Raw genomic sequence first — 14,599 nt, 5'->3', positions numbered from 1 at the left:
CGGTAGACCGCTTGACGCCGAGAAGTGTGAGTGGTTTATTACTCACATGAACACGGAACGACGACGTCAGCTCTCCTCCGCCGAGGAGCGCCGGGACACGGTGCTGCGCACGGCCATCGGCGCCTTCGCGGCCCGCGGCTACTTCGGTACGACGACCACCGAGGTGGCCAAGGCGGCCGGCATCTCCCAGTCGTACGTCTACCGGCTCTTCCCCCACAAGGAGGCGCTGTTCACCGCCGTCGTCGAGCACTGTTTCGCCCGGGTCCGCGCCAGCCTCGAGGAGGGTGCCGCGCAGGCCGGGGGGAGCGCCCCCGAGGAGGTGCTCCACGTGATGGGCGACGCGTACGCCCGGCTGATCGCCGACAAGGACCTGCTGCTCGTCCTGACGCACGCCCAGGCGGCCGCCGTCTCCGAGCCGGCCGTGCGGGAGGTCGTGCGTGCCGGGTACGCCCGGATGGTGGAGTACGTGCGCGGCGCCTCCGGCGCCGGGGACGCGGAGGTCCAGCGGTTCTTCGCCGTCGGCATGCTCTGCCACCTGCTCGTCTCGGTGGACGCGCAGGACGTGGACGCCCCGTGGACCCGCACCCTCACGGCGGGGGTCCGGCACTACTGACCGCATGGCGGGCGGGCGGGCCCAGGTGGCTCGCCTTCCCTTTGGCCCAAAGAGTGAGTGGTCAATCACTCTTACAAAGCATCGCGCATCCGAGGAGCACACGCCATGAACGCACCGCACACCGTCGACGAGAACGCCCCCGTCATCGTCCGCCTGGAGACCACCGTCCACGCGCCCCTCGCGACGGTCTGGGCCCTGCACACCGACATCGCCGGCTGGGCCGCCTGGAACACGGGCATCGACTCCGTGGCGTACGACGGCCCGCTCGCGCCCGGTTCGACCTTCCGCTGGCTGACCCACGGCCTGGAGATCACGTCCACCCTCCTCGAGGTCGTACCCGGCGCGCGGATCGTCTGGGGCGGTCCGGCCCACGGCATCGACGGCGTCCACGTCTGGACCTTCGAGCAGCCGGACCCGGAGGGCGCGGTGACCGTGCGGACCGAGGAGTCCTGGGCGGGGGCGCCGGTCGAGGAGCGGCCCGCGGAGCTCGAAGCGGCGCTCCGCCAGTCGCTGGAGCAGTGGCTCGCACTGCTGAAGGCCCACGCCGAGGCGGCCGCCGCGACCTGCGGCGACGACACCCCCTAAGGCACGGCACCCGCGCAGCCCGCCCCCACCCCATCCGAGAAGAAGACGCCGAGAGGCCACCGTCATGAGTCAGTCCCCGTCCAAGCCGTACCTGACCGGCCACTACGCCCCCGTCGCCGACGAGATCACCGCGACCGGCCTCACCGTCGAGGGCAGCCTGCCCCCCGAGCTGACCGGCCGGCTGATCCGCAACAGCCACAACCCCAAGCCCGGCATCACCCCCACCCACTGGTTCAAGGGCAGCGGCATGGTCCACGGCATCCGCCTGCGCGACGGCCGCGCCGAGTGGTACCGCAACCGCTGGGTCCACACCCCCGCCCTGGAGGGCGCCCCGTACATGACGGAGAAGGGGCCCGACCTGACGGCCAGCACCGCCGGGACGCACGTCATCGAGCACGCGGGCCGACTCCTGGCGCTCAGCGAGGCCGCGCTGCCCTTCGAGCTGACGGCCGACCTGGAGACGGTGGGCGCCTACGACTTCGGGGGAAAGCTGACCTCCGCCATGACCGCGCACCCCAAGGAGGACCCGGTCACCGGGGAGCTCCACTTCTTCGCCTCCTCCCCGTTCCCGCCGTACCTGGTCCATCACGTGGCCTCCGCCGACGGCCGGGTCCTGGACAGCCAGGACGTTCCCGGGGCGAGTGCCGCGCTCAAGCACGACTTCGCGATCACCGAGCACCACGTCGTGTTCCTGGAGGGCTCGGTCACCTTTGATCCGGGCGAGCACTCGGGCATCCCGTACGGCTGGAGCGACGAACAGCCCTCCCGCATCGGCGTCATGCCCCGCGGAGCGGGAGGTGCCCGGCGGATCCGCTGGTTCGAGATCGGCCAGGGCTACGCCATGCACCTCGCCAACGCCTACGAGGATGCGTACGGGCGGATCGTGATCGAGGGCCCGTCGGTCGGCCGGGACGGCTGGCGGCGCTCCTGGAACTGGTGGGTCGGCGCCCCCGACCGCGGAGCCGAGCCCAACTCGGGCTCCCGGGGCCGTCGCTGGACGGTCGACCTGATCGCCGGAGCCGTCCGGGAGGAGTGGACCGACGACCTGACCGTCGAGTTCCCCACCATCAACGAGGACTTCACCGGCCGCGAGCACCGCTTCCAGTACGCGCTGTCGTTCCCCGACGGCCTCGGCATCGGCAACCACGCGCTGGTCAAGTACGACCGGACCACCGGGGCCCGCTCCCTGCTGCCGTTCGGCACCGGACAGCTGCCGAGCGAAGCCGTGTTCGTACCCGCCGAGGGCGGCGCCGAAGGGGCTGCGGAGGACGCCGGGTACCTGCTCACCGTGGTCGGCGACCTCAACGCCGACGCGTCCAGGCTCCTCGTCCTGGACGCCTCCGACCTCGGCGCCGCACCGGTCGCCACCGTGCACCTGCCGCGCCGGGTGCCCGCGATGATCCACGGCTCCTGGATACCGGACGCGGCGAGCTGAACGCCCGGGACGCGGGCCGGCGCCGGGCGCGCGCGGTGGCCGCCCCCGCCGGGGGCGCTACCGGGATCCGCCCGCGGCCGGCCACCGCGCGTCCCACAGCGCGCAGTGATGTGCGGCCCGCGCGTCCACGGTGCGGATCCCGCCGGTCCCCGGCGCCAGGTTCAGCACGGAGGCCGGCGAGCGGTACCGCGGCCAGGCCGGCGCGCCGTCCGCCACCGGGACCCCGGTCCGGGCGAACGCCGTCCAGTAGCCGGTCATCCGGTCCGCGAGCTCCCGCTGCGGCGCCGCCAGCGGCACGGACGTGAACAGGTAGGGGAGTTCGAAGCCGTGCGACGCGGCGTAGGGCAGCCCCGGAACCTCCGCGAGGCCGGTGGCGTTGGGCGCGTCGCCGTCGGCGAACAGGTAGGCGTACGTCGGCACGTGCCGGGCCAGCGCCTCGCCGTCCCGCAGCGACGGGCAGGTGAACGAGGCGTCGGACAGCAGGGTGGCCAGCGCCACCGCCGGGGTGGGGTAGGCGGCCGCCGGGTACTGCGCCTCGACCGCGCGGGCGGTCCCGGCGTCGAACGACTGCTCCAGCCGGGCCCGGTAGGCGGCCCGGTCCGGCACCGGGAACGCGGCCAGGGTCTGCCCCAGGAAGACCCGCATCTCGTCGCGGGTGGTCCCCTGTACGACCGGCACCCGGTGGAAGCGCCCCTCGCGCAGCGCCCGCCGGGGCTCCGTCGGCAGCGCGGCATTGCCGTAGGAGACCAGCGAGAACCGCTGCATCAGTTCCGGGGTGGCGAGCGCGCGGGCGTCCAGCCGCCGCAGGCAGTCCACCGCCCCCACGGCCCCGGCGGCGGGGGCCCCGGCCGCCGGCCGGCCGCAGCCGAGCCGGACGGCCGCCGCGGCGCCGGCCCCGACCGTGCTCCGCTCGGGGGTGAAGGGCTCGTAGGTGCCGAGCGTGGGCAGCAGGGACCGCGGCGGCATCGTCGTCGAGCACGAACCGCTCTGCACGACCGCCCGGTGGAACAGGCCCGCGGAGGTCGGGGAGACGAGGTGCGCGCAGACGCTCAGCGCGCCCGCCGACTCGCCGAAGACGGTGACGTTGCGCGGGTCGGCGCCGAAGCGGCGCGCGTTCGCCCGTACCCAGCGCAGCGCCGCCTGCTGGTCGGCGAGGGCGAAGTCCGGGGCTCCGCCCAGCTCAGGGTGGCCGAACAGCCCGAAGATCCCCAGTCGGTAGTTGACCGTGACGACCACCGCGTCGCCCCGGACGGCGAGCCGGTCCGGACGGTACGGATCGCCCGCGCCGTTCTGGAAGCCGCCGCCGTGGAACCAGACCATGACGGGCCGCGGCGCCTCCCGGTCGCGCTCCGGCGGCGCGGTGACGTTCAGGAACAGGCAGTCCTCGGAGCCGCTGGGGCCGCCGGGGCCGAGCGGCGGGAGCTGCACGCAGCGGGAACCGGGCGCCCCGGCGTCCCGGACGCCCGGCCATGCGGGCGCCGGCTCCGGAAGCCGCCAGCGCAGCGGCCCCGTAGGGGGAGCGGCGTACGGGATGCCCTCGAAGGTGTCGTACGCGCCGTGCGCCCGGCCGCGCACCGCCCCCCGGTCGGTCTCCACCACGGGTCGCCCCGCGCCGGGCGCGGCGCCCGCCGCCGGTGAGGGGCCGGCGGCTGCGAGGAGGGACAGTCCGGCCGCCGCGAGCGCGCGGAGCGGCCGGCGGCGCAGGAGACGCATGGCGGGCACGGCTGACGCCCTTTCCCCGGGAAGCCCGGTGCTCCCACGGGGAGCACCCCGTTTGCGCGCCCCGAATGGCGCAGTGAACAGAACTGACAGTAAATGTAACAAAGCGTGCGCTTCCCATGACGCACGATGACCGGCGCGCGATGTGTAGACCCGCGCGTCGGCGAACGGAGCTTTCCATGAATGACCCCATCAACCTCGCGGCAACGGACGACGAAGACCACCGCGGGATCCCCGACGCCACCGCACCGGACGCTCCCGGCCAGGAGCCCGTGCGCACCCTGCTGGAAACGGCGGCGACCTGTCGCCCGCTCGAAGAGGTCACCGCGCTGGTGAGCCTCCTCAACGACACCGGCCAGTCGCCCAACCCCGGACACGAGGCGCTCCGCACGGCGGCCGTCAACCGCCCCGTGGACGAAGTGCGGCAGATGGTCGCCCTCCTGGGCGAGCACCCGCACGAGGTGGTGGAGGCGGACATCACGTTGCGCGCCGCCGCCGTCGGCCGGTCCATCGAGGACGTGGCTCTGCTGGTGACCATCCTCGGCGCCGAACCCGACGGGTCCGGCGCGCCGGAACGGGCGCCCGCCGGGTCCGCGGAACGGCCCGCGGAGGGCGCGGAGTCGCCCCAGGAGCGGCACGAGCCCGGGTACACGGAGCCGTACGGCGCCCCGCACGCGGCGCCCGCCCGCGCCGTGCCCGACGCGGAGCCGCGGACCCGTCCTCCCGCACTCCAGGCGCCGCCCCGCTCGCGGCAGGCCCCCGCCGTCCGGCCGGAGGCCTCCCCGGCCCTGCGGCACGTACTGCGCTGGCCCGTGGCGCTCGCCCTGCTGGTCAGCGGCGCGCTCCACCTCCCCGCCGACCTGACGGCGCTCTCCTCCGCCTCCCCCGCGGGCTTCCTGCCCCTGGTCGTCACCGTCCTGTGCCTCGGCGCCGGCGCGGTGCTCGCGGCCCGGGACACCCCGCTCGTGTGGCGGGCGGGGGCGGTCACGGCCCTCGGCGTCGTCGCCCTGCACGTGTGCGGCGGCGCCGCGCACTTCGACCCCCTGGCGGGGGCCGTGGGCGGGTCGCTGGCCTGGGCGGGCGTCATCGCCGTGTTCTGCGCCGCGGCCGGCGCCGTCCTCGCCGGACTGGCCCTGCGGAACCGTCAGGAGCGCCCGGCCTAGCACCGGCCGGCCCTCCCGGTACGGCACCGGCACCCCGCGCCCCGTGCGCGGGGTGCCGTGTCACGCCAGGAGGTTGACCGCCCCCGTGAACACCCGCGGCAGCCGCGCGGCCAGCGGCACGATCCGCCGGGCGAGCGGGGGCCGGTGGCGGGCCCAGAGCAGGGAGGCGGTCAGCGTGCGGTAGCTGCGCGAGAGCTCGCGCCAGGCCCGCTCGTACGCCTGCGGGCGCCCCTCCCGTACGCAGCGCACCAGTTCCCCGGCGGCGGTCACGGCCAGCGTGAGCCCCTCGCCGGTCAGCGCGTCGACGTAGCCCGCCGCGTCCCCGACGAACAGCACGCGCCCGGCCACCCGTACGCGCGCGCCCTGGCGCAGGGGCCCGGCCCCGCGCACCGGCGTGCCGGCGGCCCCCGCCAGGCGCTCGGCCAGCAGCGGGAAACGGGCGAGCTGTACGTCGAAGGGGGCGTGCTCCCCGGTCAGGAGGGCGACGCCGATCCGGCCGGGCCCCAGCGGGGTCACGTACGCCTCGCAGCGGTCTGCCCAGTGCACCTCGACGAGCCCGCTCCACGGCGCGAGGTCGTAGTGCCGGCGCAGCCCGTAGCGCGCCGGCCGGCCGGGCACCGGCGGGGCCGCCAGGCCCAGTCCGCGCCGCACGGGGGAGTGCAGCCCGTCGGCCGCCACGAGGTAGCGCGCGGTCAGCCCGGCGGCGTGGACGCGGTCGCCGTCCTCGACGACCCCGTCCACCCGCCGCGGGAGGACCCGGACGCCGAGGGCGGCGGCGCGTTCGGCCAGCGCGGACTGGAGCGCGGTCCGCCGGGTGCCGAGCCCCGGACCGCAGCGGAACAGCCCCTCGGCGCGGCGGCCGTTCACGCCGTCCACGTAGCGGATGCCGTGGAAGGGGTGCCCCTCCACGGGCACGCCCAGCTCCCGCAGGCGGCGGACCGCGCCGGGCATCAGCCCCTCCCCGCAGGCCTTGTCGATGGGGGTCGGCCGCGGCTCCGCGACCACGACCTCCAGTCCGCCGAGGGCGCCGTGGATGGCGGTGGCCAGCCCGGCCGGCCCGCCGCCCGCGATCAGCAGGTCGATCACCGTGCGGTGCCCGTCGCCGCCGGAGCCGTCGCCACGGCCGGCGTCGCCCCGGTGAGGGCGTCGTCCTCGCAGCGGATCCGTACGCGCAGCAGCACCGCGTTCAGCACGGTGAAGCCGAGCGCGGTCACCCAGGCGCCGTGCACCAGCGGCAGCGCGAACCCCTCCACCACGACCGCGACGTAGTTCGGGTGGCGCAGCCACCGGTACGGCCCGCCGGCGACCAGGGGCAGTCCGGGCACGACGAGCACCCGGGTGTTCCAACGCGGTCCGAGGGTGCGGATGCACCACCAGCGCAGGCCCTGGGCCGCGAGGGCCAGGACGAGGGCGGGCCAGCCGAGAACGGGCACGAACGGCCGGCCGGCCAGCAGCGGTTCCAGCACGCAGCCCGCCAGCAGGGCGGAGTGCAGGGCGACCATCGCCGGATAGTGGCCGCGGCCGTGCTCGACGCCGCCGCGCGCGAGGCTCCACGCGGTGTGCCGGCGCGCCGTGACGAGTTCGGCCAGCCGCTCGACGCAGACGAGGCCGATGAGGATCAGGTACCAGGTCATCGGGGTCACCACCGCAGGAGGACGAGTTCGGAGGCGAAGCCCGGACCGAAGGCCAGCATCAGCCCGACCGATCCGGGCGGCGGCGGACCGGCCTCCTGGACGGAGCCGAGGATGTGCAGGACGGACGCCGAGGAGAGGTTGCCGACGGAGGCCAGCGAGCGCCGGCTCGCGGCGAAGGCCGATTCGGGGAGCGCCAGGGCGTCCGCGAGGACGTCGAGCAGCTTGGGTCCGCCGGGATGGCAGATCCAGGCGTCCACGTCGGCCGGCTTGAGGTCGTGCGCCGCGAGGAAGGCCTCGACCTCCTCGGCCACGTGCAGCCGTACCAGGTCGGGGAGTTCGCGGCCCAGGACCATCCGGAAGCCCCAGTGGCCGATGTCCCAGCCGAGGAGGTGCCCGGTACCCGGGTAGAGGCGGCTGCGCGAGGCCACCACCGTGGGCCCGGCGGCGGTGGCGTGCAGCGGGTGGCCGCGTCCCACGGCGAGCAGCGCGCCGGCTCCGTCGCCGAACAGGGCCCCGGCGACCAGGGCGGCCATCGAGGTGTCGGCGGACTGGAGGGTGAGCGAGCACAGTTCCGTGGACAGCAGCAGCGCCGCGTGCTCCGGGTGCCCGGTGAGGTGGTCGTGGACGTGTCCGAGCCCCGCGGCGCCCGCGGCGCAGCCGAGCCCGAAGAGCGGCACCCGTTTCACGTCGGGGCGCAGCCCCGCCCGGCCGGCGAGCCTGGCTTCCAGGGACGGGGTGGCGAGCCCGGTCACCGTGGTCGACATGACCAGGTCGATCGCGTCGGCCGTCATGCCGGCCTCGGCGAGGGCGAGTTCCAGGGCCCGGGTTCCGAGGTCGAGGGCCGCTTCCACGAAGAGGGCGTTCATCGTGCCGAAGTCGTTCGCGGGCCCGTACCGGTCCAGCGGGAGCGCGAGGTGGCGTGCCTCCACGCGCGCCGAGGCGTGGACCCGGTGCAGGAGGGCGGAGTCGGAACCGGGCGGCAGGAAGCGGGCGAGCGCTGCCGTGATCTCGGACTGCGGGTGGCGGTGGGGAGGGAACACGCTGCTCACTGCCAGGACACGTGTCATTGATTCACCATAGAAAAGAACTGACATTTCGTTATGAATGAGGTGTACCGGGCGCGGCGCCGTCTACCGTGGCGTCGTGCCCGCGCGCCTCGCATCCCCCCGCCCCGCCGCGGCGGCCCCGCCGGCCGCCGGACGCCTCCGCGCGGCCCTCGGTCTGCTGGGGGCCTGCCACCCGGTCCCGGCGGCGGCCGTCACCCTGCTCGCCGCCGCCCTGGCGGTCGCCGTGGGACGCGGCCTGCCCGGGACCGCCGTGACCGTGGCCGCCGTGGCCGCCGGGCAGCTCTCCGTGGGCTGGTGCAACGACCGGGCGGACCTCGGGCGCGACCTCGCCGCCGGCCGCCGGGACAAACCCGCGGCCGCCGGGACGGTGTCCCCGACGGCCGTGGCCGTCGCCGCGGGCCTGGCCCTGCTGAGCTGCGTCCCGCTGTCGCTGGCCGCCGGCCGGGCGGCCGGCGCCGTCCACCTCCTCGCGGTGGCCGCCGCCTGGGCGTACAACCTCCGGTTGAAGGCCACCGCCGTCTCCTGGCTCCCGTACGCGGTGGCCTTCGGCCTGCTGCCGGCCTTCGTCACGCTGGGTCTGCCCGGGGCGCCGTGGCCGCCGGCGTGGCTCACCGCAGGTGCGGCCCTGCTCGGTGCGGGCGCGCACTTCGCGAACGTGCTGCCCGACATCGAGGACGACCTGGCCACCGGGATCACGGGCCTGCCGCACCGCCTGGGGGCGCGGTGGGCGGCCACGGCCGCCGGGTCCCTCGTCCTCGCCTCCACGGCGGTCCTGGTGGCGGGCCCGGCGGGGCGGGTGCCGGCGTACGGCTGGGGTCTGCTGGGCGCGGCGGCGGTCACGGCCCTGCTGGTCTCCCGCCGTCCCGCCGGCCGGCTCCCGTTCCTCGCGGTACTGGCCCTGGCCGGGGCGGACGCGGTGCTGCTGGTCGTGCGGATGCGGGGCTGAGGGCTGACCGGGACGTCGTCAGGGGGCGCGGCGGGTACGGGTCCAGGCCAACAGGTCGTCCGCGTCCCAGGTGTTGACGACGCGGTCGGCGGGGACCCCGCACGCGACGGCCCGCTCGCAGCCGAGGAGCTGCCAGTCCAGCTGGCCGGGGGCGTGCGCGTCGGTGTCGATCGCGAAGAAGGTCCCGGCCTCCACCGCGAGCCGCAGCAGCCGCCGCGGCGGATCCAGCCGTTCGGGCCGGCTGTTGATCTCCACGGCGGTACCGGCCTCGGCGCACGCGGCGAAGACCCGCTCCGCGTCGAACTGCGACTCGGGCCGGGTCCGCCCGGTGACGAGCCGCCCGGTGCAGTGGCCCAGTACGTCCATCAGGGGGTTGCCCACGGCTGCCAGCAGACGCCGCGTCATCGCGGGCGCGTCCATGCGCAGCTTCGAGTGCACGGAACCGACGACCACGTCCAGCCGCTCCAGCAGCTCCGGTTCCTGGTCGAGCGACCCGTCGTCCAGGATGTCGCACTCGATGCCCGTCAGGAGCTTGAACGGCGCCCAGGACGCGTTGAGTCCGGCCACCACGTCCAGTTGCTCCCGCAGCCGCTCCGGGGAGAGCCCGCGGGCAACGGTGAGCCGCGGCGAGTGGTCGGTGAGCACGGCGTACGCGTGCCCCAGCGAGGCCGTCGCCCGCCCCATCACGTCGATCGGGCTGCCGCCGTCGGACCAGTCCGAGTGCACGTGGCAGTCCCCGCGCAGCGCCGCCCGCAGGGCGAGGGCCTCGGGTGGGGGCGGGGGGCCATCGGGGAGGGCCGCGGCCTCGTCCTCCAGGGCCTGGAGGTAGCCCGGCACCGATCCGGCGAGCGCCTCCCGTACGACCTGGGCGGTCTTGGGGCCGATGCCCTTGACGGCCTCCAGGGAACCGGCGGATGCCCGGGCGGCGGTCTCGGGCCCGCCCATGCGGACGAGGGCGGCCGCGGCCGTCCGGAAGGCGCGCACCCGGTAGGTGGGGGCCTGCGCGCGTTCGAGCAGGAACGCGATCCGGTCGAGCGCCGCCACCGGGTCCATCGCTCACCTCCTCGCCCCAGTGTGGCGGGCGGGCCGACGTCCCGCGCGGGCGCGCCGTCGCTGAACGCCCGGGTCCGGGGTATACGGGAGGTGGCCCGGACGCCCGCGACCAGGACGGATGCGGGGACGGGACGGCCGGCGCATCCCGTGAACGGGCACGCAGCACCACCCGAGCGCGGAGCACGAACGAAGCACGCGGCACGAACGAAGCACGCGGCACGAACGAGGACGAGGACGAGGCATGACCGAGGACGAGGCGACACAGCCCCACGAGCCCTCCGGGGCGGAACGCGCCGCCCGCGACCGGGTGCGCCGCACGGCCACCGGGATGACGCACCACGAGACGGCGGCCGAGCTGGAGACCGCCGAGGCGGCGGCGGGCGACCTGGAACACGCCGACGAGGACACTGCCGCGACGGTGGCGGAGTGGCGGCGGATCACCGAGCTGCTCGTCGACCACGGCGGCCCCTACGCGCCGCACACCGACGCCTTCGTGCAGGGCCAGATGACGGCCCGGGAGAACCGGGCGAACGCGGCCGACGAGGACTGACCCCGGAGCGCGCCGAGGACCTCGCGGGGCGGCGCGAAGCCGCTCAGGCCTCCGGCGGGACGGCGGCGTCCAGGGCCGCGGTGAGGCGCCCGAGGCGGACGTGGAGGTCGTGGATCTCGGCGAGCTCGAAGCCGGTCGCGGCCGCGATGCGCCGGGGCACCTCCACCGCGCGGTCGCGCAGGGCGACGCCCTCGGGGGTGAGGCGCGCGCGCACCGACCGCTCGTCCTCGGTGCTGCGCTCGCGCACCACCAGCCCGGCCGCCTCCAGCCGCTTGAGCAGGGGCGACAGCGTCCCGGAGTCGAGCCGCAGGTGGCGGCCGATCTCCTTGACCGGCAGCTCGCCGTGCTCCCAGAGCACCAGCATCACCAGGTACTGGGGGTAGGTCAGGCCCAGGTCCTTGAGCACGACGCGGTAGAGGCCGCCGAAGGCCCGGGTCGCCGCGTTCAGGGCGAAGCAGATCTGCCCGTCCAGACGAAGGAAGTCCTGGTCGGCGAGGGGTTCGGTCGGCGTCTCGGTCATGTCGGCCAGTGTACCCGGGACATCGGGCGCGGCATTGAGTTGTGCGCAATCTAATTGCGTGCTCTACTGATGGGGCGCGGCCGGCCACCCGGCCCCCGCACCACGGTTCACCCCTGTGAGAGGAACTCCGATGGACGCCCTGTACACCGCCGTCGCCACCGCCAACGGCCGCGAAGGCCGCGCCGTCAGCTCCGACGGTCAGATCGACCTCGCGCTGGCCATGCCCCCGGCGCTCGGTGGAGACGGCCGCGGAACCAACCCCGAGCAGCTCTTCGCCGCCGGGTACGCCGCCTGCTTCGCCAGCGCCCTCGGCCTCGTCGGACGTCAGGCCAAGGCCGACACCAGCGAGGTCTCGGTGACCGCCGAGGTGTCCATCGGCAAGGACGGCCCCGCGTTCGGCCTGGCCGTGGTCCTGCGCGTCGAGCTCCCCGAGTCCCTGGCCGGCGAGACCGGCGCCCTGCTGGTCAAGCAGGCGCACGAGGTCTGCCCGTACTCCCGCGCCACCCGCGGCAACATCGACGTCGAGCTCGTGATCGAGTAGCCGGTCCGCGCGCCCCCGGGCGACCATGGGAGGGCACCGACCCGTACGGGGCCGCTCCCAGGGAGGCGCCCATGGCGCGCACCTACACCACGGACGCGCTGGTGGTCGGCGCCGGACCCGTCGGCCTCACCGCCGCCGGGGAACTGCGCCGGCACGGCGTCGGCTGCCGGATCGTCGACCGGCTGCCGGCCAGGCTCCCGTACGCGAAGGCGGTGGGGATCCAGCCCCGGACGCTGGAGGTCTGGGACCGGATGGGCTTCGTGCGCGACGCCCTCGACGCGTCCGTCCCGATGCGCGGCCAGCTGGTGTACGCCAACGGCGCCGAACAGGCCCGCATCGAACTCGTCATGCCCCCCGAAGTGCCGTACGGCTTCGCCGCGCTGCCGCAGTACGAGACCGAGCGCATCCTGGAGGCGTTCCTGGGCCGCTTCGGCACCGGGATCGAACGGTCGGTGGAACTCGTCTCGTTCGCCCAGGACGCCGACGGGGTCACCAGCCTCCTGCGCGCCGCGGACGGCACGGAGGAAGAGGTCCGCTCCCGGTACCTGATCGGCTGCGACGGCGCGCACAGCATCGTGCGCAAGGGCCTCGGCCTCACCTTCGAGGGCGGTGCCTTCGCCGACGGGTACATGCTCGCCGACGTGGAGGTCGACTGGGACCTGCCCGCCGGCTACGGCGTGCGCGCCATGCACCGGAACGCCGACGGCGCGGTCGACGACGTCCTCGTCGGCATCCCGCTGCCCGGAACGGGCCGGTACCGCATGTCGATGCTGGTTCCGCCCGAGCTCTCGGACGCCGGGCGGGCGCCCGGGGGCGACCAGACGTCCAGGACCGCCGGGGACGGGGTGGCGCACGGCCTGGAGAGCGGCCGGGCCCCCGCGCTGCCCGACATCCAGGCGGTCCTGGACCGGCTCTCCCCGCAGCCGACCACCGCGCGGAACATGCGCTGGGCCTCCGTGTTCCGGATCAGCCACCGGATCGTGGACCGGTACGGCGACGGGCGCGTGTTCGTCGCCGGGGACGCCGCCCACATCCACCCGCCGACGGGCGCCCAGGGCATGAACACGGGCATCCAGGACGCCTTCAACCTCGCCTGGAAACTCGCCCTCGACGTCGCGGGAGCCGCCGGACCCCGCCTGCTCCCCAGCTACGACGCCGAGCGGCGGCCCGTCGGCGAGGAGGTCGTCGGCCGCACCGTCCGGCACGCCGCGGAAGGGGTGCAGTCCGACCCGGAGGACCCGGCCACCCTGATGCTGCGCGAAGCCCAACTGCTCGTCACCTACCGGGGCGGCCCGATCGTCGACCCGTCGGACGACGGGGCCGGATCCGGCGGTGACGCGGGCGAAGCCGGAGCGGGCGGGACCGGCCCGGGCCCCGGGGACCGCGCCCCGGACTGCGGGGGCCTCCGCGGCCCCATCGCCGCCTACCCGCTGCGCCTGTACGACCTCCTGCGCGAGCGCGGCCACGTGCTGCTGCTGTTCGGCACCGGAGGCCCGGACGGCGCCGCGGACTTCGACGCACTCGTCACGACGGCCCGCGCCTGCACGGGGGACCGGATCGAGGTCTGTACGGTCCTCGCCCCCGGCGCCCCGGACGACGGCACGGCCCGGCCCGTCCACCACGACACGGAGGGCGAGTTCGCCCGGCTCTACGGGGTGGAGCGCCCCACCGCCTTCGTGGTCCGCCCCGACGGCTACCTCGGCGCCCGGCTCTGCCCGCCGGACCCGCACCGCCTGGCCGCCCACCTCCGGGCCGTCTTCGCCCCGGACGGTCAGGGACCCCCGTCCCACTCCGCGTCGACGTAGCCCAGCGTCCGGTTCATCGCGATGGCCCGCACGTTCGCCGGGTGGTGAACCGTACGCACACGGCCGACCCCGCACAGCCCGGCGAAGCCGACGCCCAGCACCTTCATGGCGATGGACACGCCCCGGCCCCGGTAGGCGGCGCGCACGCCCGTCATCTCGTTGAAGACGCACCCCGACGACCGGTGGTCCGAGGTCGCGGACATGCCGATCCACGCGTCGCCGTCGCGCGCGAGCACGACCCCGCGGGGATCGTACGACGGCACGTCGAAGCGCAGCCGCGCGTATTCCTCGTAGGTGTGGAAGGGGCCGCGCCCCGGAATGTCCGCGGAGCACTCCCGGTTCAGCTCGAACAGTCGCCGGCGCCCGTCCGGGCCGTCGCCCAGCTCGGCCAGCGTGGTGAAGGAGACACCGCCCGCGCGGGCCCGCTCCCCGTACGCCGCGAAGCGGCCCGGGTCGAAGGCGTGCGCGTCGAGTTCCAGCCGCACCCACCCGGCGGCCGCCACCTCCTCAGGCCCCGCCGTCGGCGCGGGCCGCTGCCTTGCGCTGACGTTTGCCCAGCGGGGCGAGCGACAGGTCCTGGCCCCGGGAGGTGAGCCGCTTGAAACCGTACCCGCGCTCGCCCAGCCAGCTCTCCGCCGCGAGTTCGGCGCGGGCCGTCGCGTCGAGGATGTCCTCCTCGGCTTCGCCGGAGTCCAGGAAACGGAACGTGAAGGAGTCGCGGGCCGCGATGTCGTACGCGAGGTGGCCCTCGGGCGTGAAGGCCGCGTACAGCATGTCGTGGTCGGAAGCGGCGGCGAGCAGCTCGGCCCGCTGGCCGTCGGTCAGGCCGTCGAAGGAGCCGCGGACGGTGATCCGGAAGGTACGGGAGCTCATCGGAGCACCCTAGGGGGTGTCGTCGAATTCGTTCCTGCCGTGCGGTGTCCGGCACGCACGCTCGCCGCGTTGTCGGGATCGCCCGTGTACATCCG

At 75.4% G+C, this 14,599-nt stretch carries 16 protein-coding genes; 8 read left to right on the top strand and 8 right to left on the bottom strand.

All coding sequences use genetic code 11. The features are described 5' to 3' along the window. Positions 1-46 precede the first annotated feature (46 nt). From ACZ6S8_RS15890 to ACZ6S8_RS15880, 3 genes are all read left to right on the top strand, one after another. Entirely contained in the window at positions 47-613 is a 567-nt protein-coding gene (locus ACZ6S8_RS15890; protein WP_469456052.1) for a TetR/AcrR family transcriptional regulator, read from the top strand. 105 nt (positions 614-718) lie between these two features. After that, positions 719-1,198, top strand: coding sequence for an SRPBCC family protein (locus ACZ6S8_RS15885; protein WP_469456050.1), 480 nt, complete (start codon positions 719-721; stop codon positions 1,196-1,198). Positions 1,199-1,262: 64 nt separating this feature from the next. Continuing rightward, positions 1,263-2,633: a carotenoid oxygenase family protein gene (locus tag ACZ6S8_RS15880; protein ID WP_469456048.1), complete on the top strand. Its 1,371-nt coding sequence runs from the start codon at positions 1,263-1,265 to the stop codon at positions 2,631-2,633. Positions 2,634-2,690: 57 nt separating this feature from the next. Here ACZ6S8_RS15880 and ACZ6S8_RS15875 read toward each other — a convergent pair whose 3' ends face one another. After that, complete coding sequence (locus ACZ6S8_RS15875) at positions 2,691-4,346, bottom strand: carboxylesterase/lipase family protein (RefSeq protein ID WP_469456507.1); 1,656 nt, start codon at positions 4,344-4,346, stop codon at positions 2,691-2,693. Between the two features lie 185 nt (positions 4,347-4,531). Between ACZ6S8_RS15875 and ACZ6S8_RS15870 the strand changes: the two genes are divergently transcribed. Further along, entirely contained in the window at positions 4,532-5,515 is a 984-nt protein-coding gene (locus ACZ6S8_RS15870; RefSeq protein WP_469456046.1) for a hypothetical protein, read from the top strand. A gap of 60 nt (positions 5,516-5,575) precedes the next feature. Here ACZ6S8_RS15870 and ACZ6S8_RS15865 read toward each other — a convergent pair whose 3' ends face one another. Genes ACZ6S8_RS15865 through ACZ6S8_RS15855 form a run of 3 tightly spaced genes read right to left on the bottom strand, consistent with a single transcriptional unit; the run spans position 5,576 to position 8,216 of the window. Then, positions 5,576-6,601, bottom strand: a complete 1,026-nt coding sequence (locus ACZ6S8_RS15865) for an NAD(P)/FAD-dependent oxidoreductase (protein ID WP_469456044.1) — start codon at positions 6,599-6,601, stop codon at positions 5,576-5,578. After that, the gene (locus tag ACZ6S8_RS15860) at positions 6,598-7,149 is read right to left on the bottom strand and encodes an isoprenylcysteine carboxyl methyltransferase family protein (protein ID WP_469456042.1); all 552 of its coding nucleotides are present in this window, start codon (positions 7,147-7,149) and stop codon (positions 6,598-6,600) included. The genes ACZ6S8_RS15865 and ACZ6S8_RS15860 overlap by 4 nt, the downstream gene beginning before the upstream one ends. Positions 7,150-7,154: 5 nt before the next feature. Beyond that, on the bottom strand, positions 7,155-8,216 hold the full coding sequence (locus ACZ6S8_RS15855) for a type III polyketide synthase (RefSeq protein ID WP_469456040.1): 1,062 nt from the start codon (positions 8,214-8,216) through the stop codon (positions 7,155-7,157). 76 nt (positions 8,217-8,292) lie between these two features. Here ACZ6S8_RS15855 and ACZ6S8_RS15850 point away from each other — a divergent pair, with 76 nt between their 5' ends. Next, complete coding sequence (locus tag ACZ6S8_RS15850; protein WP_469456038.1) at positions 8,293-9,162, top strand: UbiA family prenyltransferase; 870 nt, start codon at positions 8,293-8,295, stop codon at positions 9,160-9,162. Positions 9,163-9,180: 18 nt separating this feature from the next. Here the strand turns inward: ACZ6S8_RS15850 and ACZ6S8_RS15845 are convergent, their stop codons facing one another. Further along, complete coding sequence (locus ACZ6S8_RS15845; RefSeq protein ID WP_469456036.1) at positions 9,181-10,215, bottom strand: PHP domain-containing protein; 1,035 nt, start codon at positions 10,213-10,215, stop codon at positions 9,181-9,183. A gap of 241 nt (positions 10,216-10,456) precedes the next feature. On the opposite strand from ACZ6S8_RS15845, the gene ACZ6S8_RS15840 reads away from it, so the two are divergent. Continuing rightward, positions 10,457-10,765, top strand: a complete 309-nt coding sequence (locus ACZ6S8_RS15840) for a hypothetical protein (protein ID WP_469456034.1) — start codon at positions 10,457-10,459, stop codon at positions 10,763-10,765. Between the two features lie 43 nt (positions 10,766-10,808). On the opposite strand, the gene ACZ6S8_RS15835 is transcribed toward ACZ6S8_RS15840, so the two are convergent. Continuing rightward, positions 10,809-11,285, bottom strand: coding sequence for a MarR family winged helix-turn-helix transcriptional regulator (locus ACZ6S8_RS15835; protein ID WP_469456032.1), 477 nt, complete (start codon positions 11,283-11,285; stop codon positions 10,809-10,811). A 130-nt stretch (positions 11,286-11,415) separates the two neighbouring features. Here ACZ6S8_RS15835 and ACZ6S8_RS15830 point away from each other — a divergent pair, with 130 nt between their 5' ends. Both ACZ6S8_RS15830 and ACZ6S8_RS15825 read left to right on the top strand, forming a co-directional pair. After that, positions 11,416-11,826: an organic hydroperoxide resistance protein gene (locus tag ACZ6S8_RS15830; RefSeq protein ID WP_267719430.1), complete on the top strand. Its 411-nt coding sequence runs from the start codon at positions 11,416-11,418 to the stop codon at positions 11,824-11,826. A 71-nt stretch (positions 11,827-11,897) separates the two neighbouring features. After that, the gene (locus ACZ6S8_RS15825; protein WP_469456030.1) at positions 11,898-13,631 is read left to right on the top strand and encodes an FAD-dependent monooxygenase; all 1,734 of its coding nucleotides are present in this window, start codon (positions 11,898-11,900) and stop codon (positions 13,629-13,631) included. On the opposite strand, the gene ACZ6S8_RS15820 is transcribed toward ACZ6S8_RS15825, so the two are convergent. Both ACZ6S8_RS15820 and ACZ6S8_RS15815 read right to left on the bottom strand, forming a co-directional pair. Continuing rightward, entirely contained in the window at positions 13,598-14,134 is a 537-nt protein-coding gene (locus ACZ6S8_RS15820; protein ID WP_469456028.1) for a GNAT family protein, read from the bottom strand. The genes ACZ6S8_RS15825 and ACZ6S8_RS15820 overlap by 34 nt on opposite strands. A 4-nt stretch (positions 14,135-14,138) precedes the next feature. Beyond that, positions 14,139-14,504, bottom strand: a complete 366-nt coding sequence (locus ACZ6S8_RS15815) for a DUF6204 family protein (protein WP_469456026.1) — start codon at positions 14,502-14,504, stop codon at positions 14,139-14,141. Positions 14,505-14,599: the final 95 nt, after the last annotated feature.

This window comes from Streptomyces sp. NPDC048461 (assembly GCF_055587105.1).
The sequence above is the reverse complement of the archived record's forward strand: the minus strand, read 5'-3'. Positions and strand labels throughout refer to the sequence as shown.

Excerpts from the sequence above, each read along its gene's own strand:
- ACZ6S8_RS15890 (WP_469456052.1), top strand. The coding sequence starts at position 47 with ATGAACACGGAACGACGACGTCAGCTCTCCTCCGCCGAGGAGCGCCGG.
- ACZ6S8_RS15885 (WP_469456050.1), top strand. The coding sequence starts at position 719 with ATGAACGCACCGCACACCGTCGACGAGAACGCCCCCGTCATCGTCCGC.
- ACZ6S8_RS15880 (WP_469456048.1), top strand. The coding sequence starts at position 1,263 with ATGAGTCAGTCCCCGTCCAAGCCGTACCTGACCGGCCACTACGCCCCC.
- ACZ6S8_RS15875 (WP_469456507.1), bottom strand. The coding sequence starts at position 4,346 with ATGCGTCTCCTGCGCCGCCGGCCGCTCCGCGCGCTCGCGGCGGCCGGA.
- ACZ6S8_RS15870 (WP_469456046.1), top strand. The coding sequence starts at position 4,532 with ATGAATGACCCCATCAACCTCGCGGCAACGGACGACGAAGACCACCGC.
- ACZ6S8_RS15860 (WP_469456042.1), bottom strand. The coding sequence starts at position 7,149 with ATGACCTGGTACCTGATCCTCATCGGCCTCGTCTGCGTCGAGCGGCTG.
- ACZ6S8_RS15855 (WP_469456040.1), bottom strand. The coding sequence starts at position 8,216 with ATGACACGTGTCCTGGCAGTGAGCAGCGTGTTCCCTCCCCACCGCCAC.
- ACZ6S8_RS15845 (WP_469456036.1), bottom strand. The coding sequence starts at position 10,215 with ATGGACCCGGTGGCGGCGCTCGACCGGATCGCGTTCCTGCTCGAACGC.
- ACZ6S8_RS15840 (WP_469456034.1), top strand. The coding sequence starts at position 10,457 with ATGACCGAGGACGAGGCGACACAGCCCCACGAGCCCTCCGGGGCGGAA.
- ACZ6S8_RS15835 (WP_469456032.1), bottom strand. The coding sequence starts at position 11,285 with ATGACCGAGACGCCGACCGAACCCCTCGCCGACCAGGACTTCCTTCGT.
- ACZ6S8_RS15830 (WP_267719430.1), top strand. The coding sequence starts at position 11,416 with ATGGACGCCCTGTACACCGCCGTCGCCACCGCCAACGGCCGCGAAGGC.
- ACZ6S8_RS15825 (WP_469456030.1), top strand. The coding sequence starts at position 11,898 with ATGGCGCGCACCTACACCACGGACGCGCTGGTGGTCGGCGCCGGACCC.
- ACZ6S8_RS15815 (WP_469456026.1), bottom strand. The coding sequence starts at position 14,504 with ATGAGCTCCCGTACCTTCCGGATCACCGTCCGCGGCTCCTTCGACGGC.